The organism is Rhizobium sp. C104 (assembly GCF_022354505.1).
In the GTDB taxonomy this organism is placed as follows: Bacteria; Pseudomonadota; Alphaproteobacteria; order Rhizobiales; family Rhizobiaceae; genus Rhizobium; species Rhizobium redzepovicii.
This window is the reverse complement of sequence record NZ_CP092348.1, coordinates 3,211,940-3,227,321: the sequence shown is the minus strand read 5'-3', so window position 1 is coordinate 3,227,321 and position 15,382 is coordinate 3,211,940. Positions and strand designations below refer to the sequence as shown.

Annotated in this window: 16 protein-coding genes and 1 pseudogene; 8 read left to right on the top strand and 9 right to left on the bottom strand. The window is 62.3% G+C overall.

The annotated features are described in order from the left end of the window. Nucleotides 1–64 precede the first annotated feature (64 nt). Entirely contained in the window at nt 65–604 is a 540-nt protein-coding gene (locus tag MF410_RS17175; RefSeq protein WP_097624847.1) for a L,D-transpeptidase family protein, read from the top strand. 33 nt (nt 605–637) lie between these two features. On the opposite strand, the gene MF410_RS17170 is transcribed toward MF410_RS17175, so the two are convergent. The 6 genes and pseudogenes from MF410_RS17170 to MF410_RS17145 all read right to left on the bottom strand — a co-directional run bounded on the left by MF410_RS17170 (nt 638) and on the right by MF410_RS17145 (nt 7,121). Next, nucleotides 638–1,513, bottom strand: coding sequence for a GNAT family N-acetyltransferase (locus MF410_RS17170; RefSeq protein ID WP_097624662.1), 876 nt, complete (start codon nt 1,511–1,513; stop codon nt 638–640). Nucleotides 1,514–1,621: 108 nt separating this feature from the next. Further along, a complete protein-coding gene (locus tag MF410_RS17165) occupies nt 1,622–3,901 on the bottom strand; it encodes an ATP-binding protein (protein ID WP_097624663.1) in 2,280 nt (759 codons plus the stop codon). 55 nt (nt 3,902–3,956) lie between these two features. Continuing rightward, nucleotides 3,957–4,460 (bottom strand): signal peptidase II, encoded by a 504-nt coding sequence (gene lspA, locus MF410_RS17160; protein WP_097624664.1) that lies wholly within the window; start codon nt 4,458–4,460, stop codon nt 3,957–3,959. Next, complete coding sequence (locus MF410_RS17155; protein WP_097624665.1) at nt 4,457–5,317, bottom strand: RNA methyltransferase; 861 nt, start codon at nt 5,315–5,317, stop codon at nt 4,457–4,459. Before MF410_RS17155 ends, lspA begins: the two co-directional genes overlap by 4 nt. Continuing rightward, nucleotides 5,314–6,412 (bottom strand): annotated as a pseudogene (locus MF410_RS17150) (class I SAM-dependent methyltransferase). The gene MF410_RS17155 and the pseudogene MF410_RS17150 overlap by 4 nt, the downstream one beginning before the upstream one ends. 124 nt (nt 6,413–6,536) lie before the next feature. Further along, complete coding sequence (locus tag MF410_RS17145; protein ID WP_097624848.1) at nt 6,537–7,121, bottom strand: NUDIX hydrolase; 585 nt, start codon at nt 7,119–7,121, stop codon at nt 6,537–6,539. Between the two features lie 103 nt (nt 7,122–7,224). Between MF410_RS17145 and MF410_RS17140 the strand changes: the two genes are divergently transcribed. Together MF410_RS17140 and MF410_RS17135 are read left to right on the top strand one after the other, a co-directional pair. Beyond that, nucleotides 7,225–7,680 carry a carbon monoxide dehydrogenase subunit G gene (locus MF410_RS17140; protein ID WP_097624667.1) on the top strand — a complete coding sequence of 152 codons (456 nt, stop codon included), beginning with the start codon at nt 7,225–7,227 and terminating at the stop codon, nt 7,678–7,680. A gap of 63 nt (nt 7,681–7,743) precedes the next feature. Continuing rightward, nucleotides 7,744–8,178: a GNAT family N-acetyltransferase gene (locus tag MF410_RS17135; RefSeq protein ID WP_097624849.1), complete on the top strand. Its 435-nt coding sequence runs from the start codon at nt 7,744–7,746 to the stop codon at nt 8,176–8,178. A gap of 33 nt (nt 8,179–8,211) precedes the next feature. Here MF410_RS17135 and MF410_RS17130 read toward each other — a convergent pair whose 3' ends face one another. From MF410_RS17130 to sppA, 3 genes are all read right to left on the bottom strand, one after another. Next, the gene (locus tag MF410_RS17130; protein ID WP_097624668.1) at nt 8,212–8,544 is read right to left on the bottom strand and encodes a LapA family protein; all 333 of its coding nucleotides are present in this window, start codon (nt 8,542–8,544) and stop codon (nt 8,212–8,214) included. A gap of 164 nt (nt 8,545–8,708) precedes the next feature. Beyond that, on the bottom strand, nt 8,709–9,008 hold the full coding sequence (locus tag MF410_RS17125) for an integration host factor subunit beta (RefSeq protein WP_003544934.1): 300 nt from the start codon (nt 9,006–9,008) through the stop codon (nt 8,709–8,711). 29 nt (nt 9,009–9,037) lie between these two features. Next, a complete protein-coding gene (gene sppA, locus MF410_RS17120; protein WP_239620439.1) occupies nt 9,038–9,988 on the bottom strand; it encodes a signal peptide peptidase SppA in 951 nt (316 codons plus the stop codon). 224 nt (nt 9,989–10,212) lie between these two features. Between sppA and lptC the strand changes: the two genes are divergently transcribed. The 5 genes from lptC to MF410_RS17095 all read left to right on the top strand — a co-directional run bounded on the left by lptC (nt 10,213) and on the right by MF410_RS17095 (nt 15,132). Continuing rightward, complete coding sequence (gene lptC, locus MF410_RS17115; protein WP_097624669.1) at nt 10,213–10,878, top strand: LPS export ABC transporter periplasmic protein LptC; 666 nt, start codon at nt 10,213–10,215, stop codon at nt 10,876–10,878. Nucleotides 10,879–10,893: 15 nt separating this feature from the next. Next, nucleotides 10,894–11,529, top strand: coding sequence for an LptA/OstA family protein (locus tag MF410_RS17110; protein ID WP_097624670.1), 636 nt, complete (start codon nt 10,894–10,896; stop codon nt 11,527–11,529). Between the two features lie 40 nt (nt 11,530–11,569). Further along, a complete protein-coding gene (gene lptB / locus MF410_RS17105; protein WP_003583867.1) occupies nt 11,570–12,346 on the top strand; it encodes an LPS export ABC transporter ATP-binding protein in 777 nt (258 codons plus the stop codon). A 220-nt stretch (nt 12,347–12,566) separates the two neighbouring features. Continuing rightward, nucleotides 12,567–14,129, top strand: coding sequence for an RNA polymerase factor sigma-54 (rpoN, locus tag MF410_RS17100; RefSeq protein WP_097624671.1), 1,563 nt, complete (start codon nt 12,567–12,569; stop codon nt 14,127–14,129). Nucleotides 14,130–14,217: 88 nt separating this feature from the next. Then, nucleotides 14,218–15,132 (top strand): EamA family transporter, encoded by a 915-nt coding sequence (locus MF410_RS17095; RefSeq protein WP_097624672.1) that lies wholly within the window; start codon nt 14,218–14,220, stop codon nt 15,130–15,132. The last annotated feature ends 250 nt before the right edge of the window (nt 15,133–15,382 follow it).

Genomic DNA, 15,382 nt, shown 5'->3' with positions numbered 1-15,382 from the left:
CCTGCCAGCCATTGCCGGCCGATCGTGCCTGGCCTCGAGCGCGCCTCCTGAAGATGAGATCAAGTTGAGAAACAAACTTGTCGTTTTAGCCATCGTGGTCGCCAGCTGTTTCGCTTATACGAAATTGATGGCCAGGGTCGGCTCAGGCTCGCCGCCTCCGGATGCGCCATTGGAACAACAGGCTGACCTCATTCGCGTTTATAAATCCGAACGCCGCATGGTCCTTTTGAGAGGCGATGTTCCCATCTCTACATACCGGATTTCTTTAGGCACGGCTGCCGATGCCGGGCCCAAGCAGCGAGAAGGTGACGAGAGAACACCTGAAGGGCGTTATGAAATAGACTGGCGAAATCCAAAGTCCATGGCCTATCTGAGCCTGCACATTTCCTATCCAAACCCGGATGATCGGCGCAACGCTGAAGCAGGAGGTTTTCCTGCCGGGGGCGATATCATGATCCACGGGCTTCCCAATGGCTGGGGCCTCTTCGGAAACGTCCATCACCTGTGGGATTGGACGGATGGCTGTGTTGCAGTAACCAACTCGGAGATGCGCGATATCTGGGCTCGCGTCCCCAACCATACACCGATAGAGATCATGCCCTGAAACATTGCCGGGGCCTGGCGACTAGGAAAGGCTCTAGCTCGCGAAGCGGCCGGCGTCGGCGCCGTAATAATTCAGGTAGCGGTCGGAAATGCTGGAGATCGGCAGCACGATCAGCACGTCGGTCGTGTTGAAGGCGTGGTCGACGACGGCGCTGGAGCCGACCATCGCGCCCAAGCGCATGTAACCCTTGATCAGCGGCGGCAGCGCCATCAGCGCGCGCTTCGGGTTGACGGCCTCGATCGGCATCAGATCCATGTTGCGGGCGAGATGCGGCAATGCGCTGACGGCCCATTCGTTCTTCGCCAGCACATTGTGGTAGAGGAAGGACAGCGCCAGCGCATGGCTTTCCAGATAGACGCCGGGGAAAGAGGCGCAGCCGAACATGGCGCTGACGCCGTGCTTCAGCGCATAGGCCCAGTTGCCCTGCCACAGAAGCTCGACGGTGCGTTTGGTGCGGTATTCCGGCAGTACGCAGGAGCGGCCGAGCTCCATGAAGCGCTTATCCGGATGTTTGGCGAGGAGGCCCTCGATCTCGAATTCGGAAGCCGAGTAAAAACCGCCATTGGCCATGGCGACATCCTGGCGCAGCAGGCGGTAGGTGCCGACGATCTGGTCTTCCGGGTCGCCCTCGATCGTGCGGTCGAGAACGAGAAGATGGTCGCAAAAGGCGTCATAGGCATCGACATCGCGCTGGCGGCGCATGGCGTCCAGCGGCAGTTGCGCCTTCATTTCGTCGACGAAAACGCGGTAACGCACGGCTTGGGCGGCATCGATCTCGCGCGCCGTGCGGGCAAGCCGGGTTTCCAGATTGCCGATGCGGCCGAGGATGTCGCCGTCCGTCTGCGCAGCCGCCGTCAAGGGCGGTGCAACCTCGGTGGTGTCACGATTCAGGATGTCGATGGCGGACATGGCGATTCTCCCGTTGCCGGCTTATCGACGCCATAAAACACTTCTCTGCGACAGGAAAGTGACATATTGAATTTGTGAACGCAAGAAGCATGCCGGCCCCGCGGCACGTTATCGCGCCTCTGCCCGGCGGGCGGAAAGTGCGGCCACCGCCTGCACTTCGGTCAGCAGCCGCACCGGGTCGACCGGCTTTACCATCACCCGGTTGGCGCCGTTCAGCAACACCTGGCGGCGCGATTCGTCGCTCTTGTCGGCGGTCAGCACAATCACCGGCACCGAGGCCAGATCGAGCCGTCTTTCGTGGCCGCGCAGGCGTCCGAGCATGTCGATGCCGTTGCCGCCGGGCATCGACAGGTCGCTGATGATGATATCGGGCCGGGCATTCGCCTCGCAAAGGGCGCAATCGAGCAGCGCCTCGAAATCCTCGACATGGCGCACCTTATGCCCGCCCTTCTCCAACACGACGCGCACCAGCATGGCGTTGATCGGATCGTCCTCGCCAAGCAGGATGTTGAGCCCGCTGGCGGCAACCATCGGCTCCGCCGCCGAAAGGCCAAAGCCCGGCTGGTTGTCGTTCAGCGCGTCGCGCTTCTCCATGCCGCGCATGCGCCCGCGCAGCACGTCGATCAGCGACTGTTCGCGCAGCGGCCGGATGAGCCAGGCATCGAAGAGGTCGAGCGGATGGGCGCTGCGCTCTTCCGGATTGACGAGCAGCACCTTGCGCAGGCCAAGGGCGGCGATTTCGGCGCGATCGGCAAGATGGGCGGCAAATTCCGCCGACATGCGATGGTCGATGATGATATCGGTCGGCCGCTTTCCGCTATTGGCCAAGCCGAGCAGCGTCGTCCGCGCGCTCTCGCCGTCGCTGACCAGATGGCAGAGGCCGCCGAGCGCGGTGATCGTCTCGGCGATGGCGGTGCGTGCAGCACCCGTCGGCGCCAGGAGCACGACGCTGTTGCCGGCAAGCAGCGTATTGCGCCGGTCAGGGCGCTCGCTGCCGATATCGACAGGGAAGCGGATGGTGAATTCGCTGCCTCTGCCCTTTTCGCTGGCAACCGTCAGCGTGCCGTTGAATTCGCGCATGATGCGGGCGGAGATGGCAAGGCCGAGCCCGGTGCCGCTGCTCCTGTCGGCAACGGTCCCGCCCTGTTCGAATTCGCCGAAGACTCGCGCCTGCTCCTCCGCCGTCATGCCGGGACCGCTATCCGTAACCGTGATCGACAGGTCGTCCGCATCGAGCGAGACGCGAATGAAGACGCCGCCGACCTGGGTGAACTTCACCGCATTGCCGATGACGTTGAACAGAACCTGGCGCAGCCGCGCCGGGTCGAAACTCATATTCTCCGGAACGTCTGATGACACCGTGGCGCCGATCTCGATGCCTTTTTCATGCGCCCGATGGGCGAGCATCTCGACGACGCTTTCCAGAAGCTTGCGCAGCGATTCCGAGCGCGGGTGCAGCGCGAAGCGGCCGACCTCGATGGTGGAGAAATCGAGCAGATCCTCGACGAGCTGCGTCAGCGCGTGGCCGGACTGGCGGATATTGGCGAGATAATCCTGCTGCTCCTGCGTCAGCCGCGTCTCGGCGAGGAGATGCGTCATGCCGAGCAGGCCGGAAAGCGGCGTGCGCACCTCGTGGCTGACGGTGGCAAGCAGCCTCGACTTGGCGGCGCTGTTATATTCGGCCTTCTGGCGGGCCTCCTCGCGGCCCTGCGCGATCAGCCGCTCGTCGGTCACATCGCGCGCCACGCTCTGCAGCAGCAGCCGGCCGTTTGCCGGGTCGCGGGTGACGACGTCGCGCCAGAGAAAGATGCGCTGGCCGTCCGGCGTCGAGATCTCGACATCGAAGCAGTGGGGTATCGGGCCGGGCCGAAAGGCAAGCCCGATCTCCTCGCAACTGTGCCCTTCGGGACGCAGGCGCCCGGTCAGCCGGCGAAACGTATCGTTGGCGGAAATGATGCGCCGGTCCATGCTGCGGCTGACGGTGATATCGCCGAGCACGTCGTGGACGTCTGCAAACAGCTTGGCGCCGTCGTTCCAATCCGGCAGCGACTTGCCGCCGCTGGGGGGCCTGCGCCGGCGAAACATCAGGACGGCATAGCTGGCGATGACGGCAAGGCCGAGGACCACAAGACCGCCCGAAAGCAGCAGAGGATCGCCGGCATGGGCAAGCAGAGTCAGGATCATCGCGGCAAGCAGGCCAGCGCCGCCAAGCCAGTAGACCAGCAGGCGCCGTGTCGCTGCAGGCCCCATCTTGCCGTCATCGGCCGCCTGAGGCGCCGATGTGCCGGGTCGCGAGAAGAACTCCGCCATCCGCTCTTCACGCGGCTTGGCGGCGGGTCCGCCGAAGGCGGCGGACAATCTTTCCTGCAACTGTCCCAGATTCTGCATGCAATCTGGCTAACATGAGGCCTCTTCCGAATGCCTTCAGGAATTCGATAAGATTTTAGCGGCCGGCCTTTTTCGGCAGCAGCAGCTCGTCGAGAATGACGCAGCCAGCCCCGATGGTGATGAAACTGTCGGCGAGATTGAACACCGCGAAAGACCAGCTGTCGGTGTAAAACAGGATGTAATCGATCACGTGGCCATAGGCGAAGCGGTCGACGAGATTGCCGATCGCGCCGGCGATGATCAGCGCGTAACCGAGATGGGCAAGCCAGCGGTCCTTCGCCGTGCGGTACCACAGCCAGATGACGAAGGCGACGATGACGAGGCGCATGCCGACGATGAACCAGCCATCCATGCCCTCCAGCATCGAAAAGGCAACGCCGAGATTGTAGGTGCGGTAGAGCGCCAGCATCGGAATAACCGGCACGGCCTCCTGCAGCGGCAGGTAATGATCGACAGCGATCTTGACGATCTGGTCGAGGAGAACGGCGACGATGATGAAGAAGAGGATCGGCGCCGGGCGCGAAAACAGCGCGGGGCGGGCAGGCGTCTGTTCGGTCATTTGCCCTCGGCAAGTGAGAGGAGATGGCGGCGCGCCTCGAAAAGCATGACAGCGGTGGCGACGGCGAGATTCAGGGAATCGGCGCGGCCCTGCTGCGGAATGCGGGCAAGCGCGTCGGCTTGCCCGGCCAGTTGGTCCGGCAGGCCGGATTGCTCGTTGCCCATCAGCAGCACGACGGGCTTTTTCCGGTAGTCGATGGTGCGGTAGTCGACCGCGCCGGCAAGATGCGTCGCGACCACGGAAACGCCGCCCGATTTCCGCCAGGCGATGAACTCTTCCAGTGTTGCCCGCGCCACCGGAACGGCAAAGACCGAGCCCATGGTGGCCCGCACCGTTTCGAGCGAAAAGGGATCGGTCGTCTCTCCGATCAGAATGATGCCGGAAGCGCCGGCCGCATCGGCTGTGCGGATAATGGTGCCGAGATTGCCGGGGTCGCGCACCCGGTCGAGCGCCACCCAGGTCTCGCCATCCCTCGGCCGAATGTCCCGAAGCGGCATCCAGCGCTGCTCGAAGATGCCGACGACCATCTGCGGATTGTCGCGCCGGGTGATCGAGGCGATCACCTTTTCGCTGACTTCGAGCACCAGCCCACCCGAGGCGACGGTCTTTGCCGCCATCTGCTCGACCAGCGGCTTGCCCTTGGCGGCCTTGGCATAGACCAGCGTCCGGATTGTCCAGCCGAGTTCGATCGCATCGATGACGAGCTTCAGTCCTTCGGCCAGGAAAGTCCCGCTTTCCTCCCGCGACTTCTTGTTCGTCAGCGCCTTGATGTCCTTGATGATCGGATTGGCAAGCGAGGTGACTTCCTTCACCTGTCCGACCCTGCGCGGTCCCTGATCGTGGAAGTCCTTGCTCATTTCGGCACCCAGCGGGAAAAGAGGGAGGTGGAAAGCGCGCGGCCCGGCGTCTTGCCGTCGAGGCCGGCTTCGCGGATGACCAACTCGCCGGATTCGACCACGCCGCCGGCGCCCCGCATCGTCTCGCGCATCAGCTCGTGGATCGAATAGAAGCTGGCGCGGATCGAATAGGCGGTCAGCACCAGGCCGACGGCCTTCGGCGACAGGATCTCGCGGCAGACATCGAGCATCAACGGCAGATGCTCGAAAAGATGCCAGACTTCGCCGTTCGGGCCGCGGCCGAATTTCGGCGGATCGGTGAGGATGATGTCGTACTGGCTGCCGCGGCGTTCCTCGCGCAGGATGAATTTCATCGCGTCTTCGCAGATCCAGCGGATCGGCAGCTTCTCCATGCGCCCGAGCGCCTGGTTTTCCCGCGCCCAGCCGATCGCCTTCTTCGAGGCGTCGACATGGGTGACTTCGGCGCCGGCTGCGGCGGCAACCAGCGAGGCGACGCCGGTATAGCCGAAAAGGTTCAGCACTTTCAGCGGCCGGCCGGCCTTTTCGACCTGCTCCTTCATCCAGCTCCAGTGCACGATCTGCTCGGGGAAGACGCCGACATGACGGAAAGAGGTGAAACGGCCGAGGAAATCGACGCCGAGCAGGTTGAGCGGCCAGGTCTCTCCCAGCGCCTCCTTCGGGAAGCGCCAGCGGCCGCTGCCTTCCTCGTCGGTATCGCCGGTGAAGACGGCATCGACCTTTTCCCAGACATGCGAGGGCAGCGACGGCCGCCACAGCGCTTGCGCCTCGGGACGGATGATACGGTCAGGGGCCGTATTGCTCAAGCTTTTCGCCGTTGCCGCTGTCGATCAGGTGGAAGTCGCCGGCCCCGAGCGATTCGAGGATCACGGGCACGCGCTCAGCCGGGCGCTCGCCGCTGCGCGTCATCAGCGGCCGTTCGGGCGCGGCAGGCACGGCAGCCTCGCGCACCGTCTCGCGGGCAGCCGCAGGCCGCGCGACCGGCTTCGGCGGCCGGCCGACCCGGTCGTCCCTGCGGCTTTCCCCGGAAGGACCTGATGTCTTCTTCTGGCCCGGCCGGCGTTCTCTTTGTTTCAACGTGCTCTTCCGCGTGTCTGTCGGGATATGGTGAGAGCGTCTGCATCTTCTGCAGCGCCCTTTGAATTATGCAGTAGCCCAGAAAAGCGTGCCGGATCAACTGCGCGCCGGCGCGGCATTTATTTCAAGCCTCCGATGACCGCCGGCGAAGCCAGCTTTCCGCCGCATAAAGGGCTGCGACATGCATCGACTGCATGATGACCGCGCCGGACTGCAGGTCGCCGAGGAGGGCGGCAAGATCCTCAAACAACAGCTCGACCTTCTCGCCCGGGTCGAAACGCGGTTCACCGGCTCGGCTGAGGTCGAGTGCAAGCCAGCTCGTCACCGCGTTGCTGTGGCTTGCTGCATTCGGGTAGGAGGTGAGCAGCTTGACGAAGGTCGAGGCTTCATAGCCGGTCTCCTCCCGTAGTTCGCGCCGGGCTGCCGCCATCGCCGCATCGCCGGTCTCGCTGTCGCCGCGCTCGACACCGCCGGCGACGAGCCCGTGGATGATCTCGCCGCGTCCATGCCGGTATTCCCGCGTCAGCAGCACGCGGCCGTCGGGCATGACAGGCACGACGTTGATCCAGTCGGGATAGTCGAGCACATGGAAGGGCGCGACGACGGTCCCATCGGCGGTGACGCAGTCGTCGCTTCGCAGCCGGATCCAGCGATCCTCATAGGTGATGCGGCTTGCCGCCACGCTCCACGGCCTCAATTCGTCACTCATCGCCAATTCCTTGCCCCGGAACGAGCGGGATAACATTCCTCTCCGCCTGGCAAAAGCCTTTCCCGCTGGGATAAAGTGAGCGAATCGGAGATGGGGTTATCGAATGGATTTCACCGGCGAAGAACGCATCGCCGCGCCGCGGGATGTCGTCTGGGCAGCGCTCAACGATCCCGAGATCATGCGCGGCTGCATTCCAGGCTGCCAGGCCATCGAGCGGCTGTCGCCGGATACCTTTGAGGCGACGATCAAGGTCAAGTTCAGCCTGCTGTCGGCTACCTTTCATGGGCTGCTGACACTGTCCAATGTCGATGCGCCGAACAGCTACACGCTGTCGGCCGAAGGCAAGGGTGGTCTTGCCGGCTTTGCCAAAGGAGCCGCCGATATCGTGCTCGAAGAAAGCGGTGCCGAGACCATCCTGCATTTTCGGGCAAAAGCCGAGCTCGGCGGCAGGCTTGCCCAGTTCGGCGCACGTCTGCTCGATGCGACCTCACAGAGGCTCGCCGAAGGGTTCTTTTCGGATTTCAATGCCGCCGTCGTCGCGAAGATGGCGGCTGGCTGATCCGGGCCCGACGCCACGCGCTTTGGGCTTGGCGTGGGTTGGGCCATGGGCTACATCCACGTCATGACGTGGACAATCAGGCCGCCGCGGGCGGAAGACCAGGAAATGCTCGCGGAGATTTATCTTTCCGTGCGCCGCGAAACATTCGTCTGGGTCGATCCCGGCAAATTCCACCGCGAAGACTTCGCCGCCCATACGAATGGCGAGACGGTCTTCGTCTGTGAGCATGAAAACGGCGGAGTAGCCGGCTTCCTGTCGCTCTGGCCGGCCGATGATTTCATCCACATGCTCTATATCAGCCCGGACTTCCAGGGCTTTGGCGCCGGTACGGCGCTGCTGCAGGCGCTGCCGGAATGGCCAGGCCACCGCTACCGGCTGAAGTGCCTGGTGAAGAACCGGCGGGCGAAGGCTTTCTACCTCGCCCACGGTTTCCGTGTGACCGGCAACGGCACGTCGCCGGAGGGCGACTATCAGGAACTGAGCTTTTTTCCGGTTTGACCGCTGCCGAAGCATCGCCGAAACCGAGCCGGTTTATCGTGCCGGAAGCTGCCCGGCGATTTCCTCGGCGCGGCTCTTGTGGCGGTCGGCCTCGCCCTGCCAGCGGATGGCTTCCTTGGCCTCGATGCGGGCGCGCTTGCGGTGTTTACCTTGGCTGAACCAGGTGGCGGCCGAGCCGATCAGCATGCCTGCGATCAAGGCAACGACCAGGAAGACGAAGAAGGGCGCAGAAACCGCAAGCACCTGATCTTCCGGCCGGAACGGATTGAAGGCGAGCGTGACGCTTTGCCGGTTGGCGACGCAGAAGACGATGAGGATGACGCCGAGCGGCAGCAGAATCAACAGGTTGACGATCTTCTTGGCCATTGGAGTTCTCCATGCGTCGGATGGCGCCGCCCTTTCTGAGCGGCGCGTTATAACTACGCATCGGCCCCGAAAATCGATTCCGATTTTCGGGGCCGATGCGTTAGCAGAATAGGAAAACGGTCTTCGAGATCAAGTGCGGATTCGCCGCAGGCGGCGTGCGGCGCTCAATCCTCTTCGTCGGCCTGGCCGGGATTGAGCCGCTCGCGCAGCTCCTTGCCGGTCTTGAAGAAGGGAACCCACTTCTCCTCGACGAAGACGGTATCGCCGGTGCGCGGGTTGCGGCCGGAGCGGGACGGGCGGTTCTTGACCGAAAACGCGCCAAAGCCGCGCAATTCGACTCGGTTGCCCGCAGCCAGTGCATCCGTGATCTCGTCGAGAACCGCGTTGACGATATTCTCGACGTCGCGATGATAGAGATGCGGGTTGCGTGCTGCAACAATCTGCACCAATTCGGACTTGATCACGTTCGCCCCCTTAAATTATTGATTTCTTATCAATCGCGGCCAACCTGCCAAACTGAAAGCAGCCCGTCAAGAAGCAACTTTGGGGGCAGGATTCCATTGATATCCTGGCCTTTCAAGAGATCATCATAACCGAAGATCGTAATCAACCGCGAAACAGCCCCAGCGAGCAGAAAGGGCGTGTTGCTCTTCTTGTCCCAGTCGACCATCGGCAGGTCGGCGTCGACGCCGCGCGATTTGAGATAGGCCCGGATTTCCGGCTCGCCGCCGATCGTATCGACGAGTTTCACCTTGAGCGCCTGGCGGCCGGTATAGATCGTGCCGTCGGCGAGCTTCAGCACCTCGTCGCGCGGCAGCTTGCGCCGGTCGGCGACCAGATCGACGAACCAGTTATAGCTGTCGACCACCATGTTGCGGATCATTGCCTTGGCCTCCTCGCTCGCTTCGTGGAACGGCGAGGGTTCGGCCTTCAGCGGCGAAGATTTGATCTCCTGCAGCGAGACGCCGATCTTATCGAGCAGCGGCTGGATCTGCGGATACTGGAAGATGACGCCGATCGAGCCGGTGATCGAGCTGTCGCCGGCAATGATCGTGTCGCCGGCGGTGGCGATCATATAGCCGGCGGAGGCGGCAAGCGTGCGCACATCGGAGACGACGGGTTTCTTGGCTGCGATCGCACGGATCGCCTTGAAGATCTTTTCGCCGCCATAGGTCGTGCCGCCGGGCGAGGAGATCGAAATCACTGCGGCCTTCACCTGATCGCTGGTCTCGACTTTCTTCAGCCGCTCCAGAAGCTCGTCGTCGTCGACGATCAGTCCCGAGATCGTCACGTGGGCGATATGCGGGCGCTCCGTCCCGCCATTGCCGAAGGCGAAGCTGTAGAAGGCCAGACCAAGTGCCACGAAGAGGGCGACCGCGACGATACGCCAGAAGCCGAGCTTGCGGCGCAGCCGCCGGCGATCGGCGATGATCGAACTGTCCATGAGAAACCTCCAGCGCTGGCCCGGCTTCGGCATGCCGCCGATCGATCCGGTGAAATAGGTGGCAGCGGCGCGTACGAATGCCACTTTTTGATGTTTTTCCGTTTTGTTGCTTGTTGCAGAAAAAATTCCATATTGGCAAGCCAATGTAATAATGCGAAACGAACTGTGATTGGCGGCCGGCTTTGTTGCGAGGCGCGGCAATCACCGCACATGGAACGAGACCTATGCTCGATACCCTGAAGAACAACGGAAATGCCGCCTATGCGGGCTCCGGCCGTAGCGCCTATGGCGATGCGTTGTTCCATTCCGCCCGCGTGCGGCGGCTGAAGATTTTGCTGCCGGTGGCAGCCCTCATCGTCGCGGCTGCCCTCCTGGCGGTGGCGTTGGTCAGCATCTATCTGCCTGAGAACGTCAAGTTCGAAGGCGCCAAGATCGAAAACGGCAAGGTCGTGATGGAAAAGCCGGCGATCGCGGGCCGCAATTCCGACGGCATCAATTATTCGATGCTCGCCGAACGGGCGTTGCAGGATATCCGCAATCCCGATCTCATCACGCTGGAGACCATCAAGGCCGCCGTGCCGATGAATGACGGCCTGATCGCCCGCGTCGTCGCCTCGACCGCCGACTACAACCGCGCCACCGACAACCTGCATATGACCGCTCCGTTCACCCTGGTGCTGAGCAGCGGCCTCAACGCGAATTTCCAGTCCGCCCGCCTCGATATCAAGGGCGGGAACATGCGCAGCGACGACCCCGTCACCATCACCAAGGACAATGCCTCCATTGTTGCGAAGACGCTCCAGATAACCGATAAGGGGCGGGTGATCACATTCGAGGGGAATGTTCGCATGAATGTCGATCCATCCACCATCCATAAACAGGGCACTTAACCAGCCGGGTCATCCATGACAAAAGATTGTCGCATTTCCACTTGCAAGACTGGCTTGGCGTTCATTGCCGGCGCATTTGCCCTTGTTCTGACGGCCGCGGGCGCGGGAGCGCAGCAGGCGGCCACGATGTCGGGCATGAAGCTTTCCAACGACCAGCCGATCCAGATCGAAAGCGACAAGCTGGAAATCCACGATCAGGAACACACGGCTTTGTTCACCGGCAAGGTCAAGGTCGTCCAGGGGACGACGACGATGCAGTCCGGCAAGATGACCGTCTATTACAAGGACAAGGCGGCAAAGCCGGCCGCCGACGGGACGCAACCCGCCGCCCAGCCGCAGCAGTCGGCCTCGCTGGCATCGGGCAGTGCCGATATCGACAAGATCCTGGTGACCGACAAGGTCCTGCTGACATCGGGCACGCAGACGGCGACCGCCGATGACGGCAAGTTCGATATGGCCTCGCAGACATTCATCCTCACGGCGGATCAGGGCAACAAGGTTATTCTGTCGGATGGACCGAACGTCTTCACCGGCTGCAAACTGACCGTTCACATGCAAACCGGTCAGGCGGAGCTTGAAAGCTGCGGCGGGCGTGTCCAAATTCAGCTCGATCCAAAATCGCAGCCGAATGCGCAGCAGAAGCAGAACTGAGAAGCCGGCCTCCCACGTGAAATTATCATCGCTATCCACCATGTTCGGCCAGCCCGGGCCACAAGCTGCGGGCGCCGCCGACAAAAGCCGTTATCAGGGAACGCTGATCGCACGCGGTCTGACGAAGACCTATGCGACGCGGCGCGTCGTCAATGGCGTCTCGCTGGTGGTGCGCCGTGGCGAGGCCGTCGGCCTGCTCGGCCCGAACGGCGCCGGCAAGACCACCTGTTTTTACATGATCACCGGCCTCGTGCCGGTGGATGAAGGCACGATCGAGATCGACGGCAACGACGTCACGACCATGCCGATGTACCGCCGCTCCCGTCTCGGCGTCGGTTACCTGCCGCAGGAAGCCTCGATCTTTCGCGGCCTGACGGTGGAAGAAAATATCCGCGCCGTGCTTGAAGTGCACGTCAAGGACAAGGCCGAGCGCGAGCAGAAGCTGAACGAGTTGCTGGAAGAATTCCATATCCAGAAGCTGCGCAAGAGTGCTGCAGTTGCCCTCTCGGGCGGTGAGCGCCGCCGTCTCGAAATCGCCCGTGCGCTGGCGACCGACCCGACCTTCATGCTGCTCGACGAACCCTTCGCCGGCGTTGACCCGATCTCGGTCGCCGACATCCAGAATCTCGTCCACCACCTGACGGCGCGCGGCATCGGCGTTCTCATCACCGACCACAATGTGCGCGAGACGCTGGGTCTGATCGACCGGGCCTACATCATCCATGCCGGCGAAGTGCTGACCCATGGCCGGGCGAACGACATCGTCAACAATCCGGAAGTGCGCCGGCTTTATCTCGGCGACAATTTCAGCCTCTGAACGGTCGATGATGCTAAAGACGGGGACGCTGCCTCAGTCATCCTGAAACGGCGCAAACCTTTCGCCGGCACCTGTCCCACCGCAGAAATTAACCGCGCCGACATAGTTCCGCTTGACCAAATGAGATAAAAAAGCAATTTTTGGGCCAGTTGGATTTCCGTCGCCTGAAGTGTGATCGGACGCGGTTTCCCGGAGGAATCGAGGGAGTTTCGCGTCCGTCATGGCACTGTCCGCCAGTCTTTTCCTGCGCCAGAACCAATCGCTGGTGATGACACCGCAGCTGATGCAATCCATCCAGCTGCTGCAGATGACGCATGTCGAGCTCACCCAGTTCATCGCCCAGGAAGTGGAGAAGAACCCGCTGCTCGAATTTCCGTCGAATGACGGCGAGGCGGGCGCAGAACGCGGCGAATCCGAGGACGAGCCTTATGGTCATTCGCCGGAGGATGCGGGCTCGGACGATGGTTACGACAACCGCACCGACGCGCTTTCCAGCGACTGGTACGACAATGGCGGCAGCGCCAGCACCAGCCGGCTGAACGACGAGCTCGACGCCAACTACACCAATGTCTATCCCGATGACAGCGCGCCGCAGCGCCTCGATGCGCCGGAACTCGTCGGCCAGTGGAAATCGATGCCGGGCAGCGGCGGCGAGGGCACCGATTACGATCTCGACGATTTCGTCGCCGGCCAGGTGTCGCTGCGTGATCATCTCGCCCAGCAGATCCCCTTCGTCCTGCCCGACATGGCCGATCGGCTGATCGCGCAGAACTTCGTCGATCAGCTCGACGATGCCGGTTATCTGCAAGTCGATCTCGTCGAGACCGGCGAGCGGCTGGGCACGAGCCTGACTGCGGCCGAGCGTGTGCTTGCCGCACTTCAGACGCTCGATCCGCCGGGGGTTTTCGCCCGCAGCCTCTCCGAATGCCTGGCGATCCAGCTCAGGCAGAAGGACCGGTATGACCCCGCCATGCAGGCGCTTGTCGAAAACCTCGAACTGCTGGCACGGCGCGATTTTGCCACGCTGAAGCGGCTCTGCGGCGTCGACGAGGAAGACCTTCTCGATATGCTCGGCGAAATCCGGCAGCTTAATCCCAAGCCTGGCAGCGGTTTCGAGACCGGCGTTTCCGAAGCGATCATGCCCGATGTGGTCGTCAGGCCCTCCCTGGAGGGCGGTTGGCTGGTCGAGCTCAATCCGGATACGCTGCCGCGCGTGCTCGTCAACCAGTCCTATTTTTCCCGTGTGACCAGGAATGGCGATGATCACGCCTTCCTGTCCGAATGCCTGCAAAGCGCCAACTGGCTGACGCGCAGCCTTGACCAGCGGGCAAAAACCATCATGAAAGTGGCAAGCGAGATCGTCCGCCAGCAGGATGCCTTCCTGCTGAACGGTGTCGACCACCTGCGCCCGCTGAACCTGAAGACGGTCGCCGAGGCGATCAAGATGCACGAATCCACCGTCAGCCGCGTCACCTCGAACAAATACATGCTGACGCCGCGCGGCCTCTTCGAGCTCAAATATTTCTTCACCGTCTCGATCAGCGCCGTTGCCGGCGGCGACAGCCATTCGGCCGAGGCGGTGCGTCACAAGATCCGCGCGCTGATCATGCAGGAGAGCCCCGACGCGGTGCTCTCCGACGACGATATCGTCGACATGCTGAAGAAAGGCGGTGTCGATCTCGCCCGCCGCACGGTTGCCAAGTACCGCGAGGCTATGAACATTGCCTCCTCGGTCCAGCGCCGGCGCGAAAAACGGGCGCTCGCCAAGGTCGCCGGCTTCTGACGCTGCAATGCTTCGGTCTTGATCGAAGCATCCAGCTCCAAATCCCCGTTATTTCTCTGACGTCTTGAACGAATTGGGAAAGCCGACCATGACGCCGCAAAATCCGAAGCTTGCCAGGGAGCTTCTCCTGCTGCTGGCGCTGGCAGCCCTCTGGGGGTCGTCCTACACTTTCATCAAGATCGGCGTCGAGACGATCCCCCCGGTGACTTTGATCGCCGTCCGCACGCTGATTGCCGGCGGCATTCTGCTCGCCGTCCTCCGCTACCGGCGAATCCGTCTGCCCACTGACGGTGGGACGTGGCGGCGGTTTTTTGTCCAGGCCTGTCTGAACAGCGTCATTCCCTTCACGCTGATTGCCTGGGCGGAACAATCCGTCGATGCCGGGCTGGCGGTGATCCTCAATTCGGCAACGCCGATCTTCACCTTCCTGCTGACCGTGCTGATAGTCCGCCACGAGCAGGTGACGGCGCGAAAGCTTTTCGGCGTCATATCAGGAGTTGCCGGCATCTGCCTGGTCATCGGCGTAGAGGTGCTCGGCGGTCTCGGCGAAAGCCTGATGGCGCAGCTCGCCATCATCCTGGCGACAGCCTGCTATGCCGGTGCGGCGATTTTCAGCAAGAACTTCAAGGGGCTCGATCCCGCCGTGCCGGCGGCCGGCTCGTTGATCTCGGGCGCGGTCATTCTCCTGCCGGTCAGCCTCGTCGTCGACCGGCCGTGGACGCTCGATCCCTCGGCCGCATCGATTCTGGCGCTGCTGGCTCTGTCCGCCTTTTCGACGGCGCTTGCCTTTGCGATCTATTTCCGTCTCGTCCAAACGTTGGGCTCGGTCGGCACGACGTCGCAAGCCTATCTCAGAGTGCCGATCGGTGTTGCGATCGGCATCCTTTTCCTCGGTGAAAGGCTGAGTCCGACGGCCTGGATTGGACTCGTTTGCGTCATCTTCGGTGTCGCAGCCATGACGATCCCGGCGCGGGTTATGGCAACCACAGCGAGAATCCACTAAAGGTCATTGGTAAGTGGCCGGTGAAATATGCTGTAATTACCGTGTTTTCGATGCGTGCGTCGCGTGTATTAGTGATGCCGATTTTTCGCCCTATTGACTTTTCAACAGCGGCTGGCTAGAAGCCCGCCGCAATCGATGCCGCAAACGGCGTCTGGAGTTATCCCCAGCATCAGAAGGGCACCAAGGACCAGCAGGCTGACGCCGATCTTGCTTGAGATTGCGCGAAGTGCTTGGATGAACCTGAGGCTTG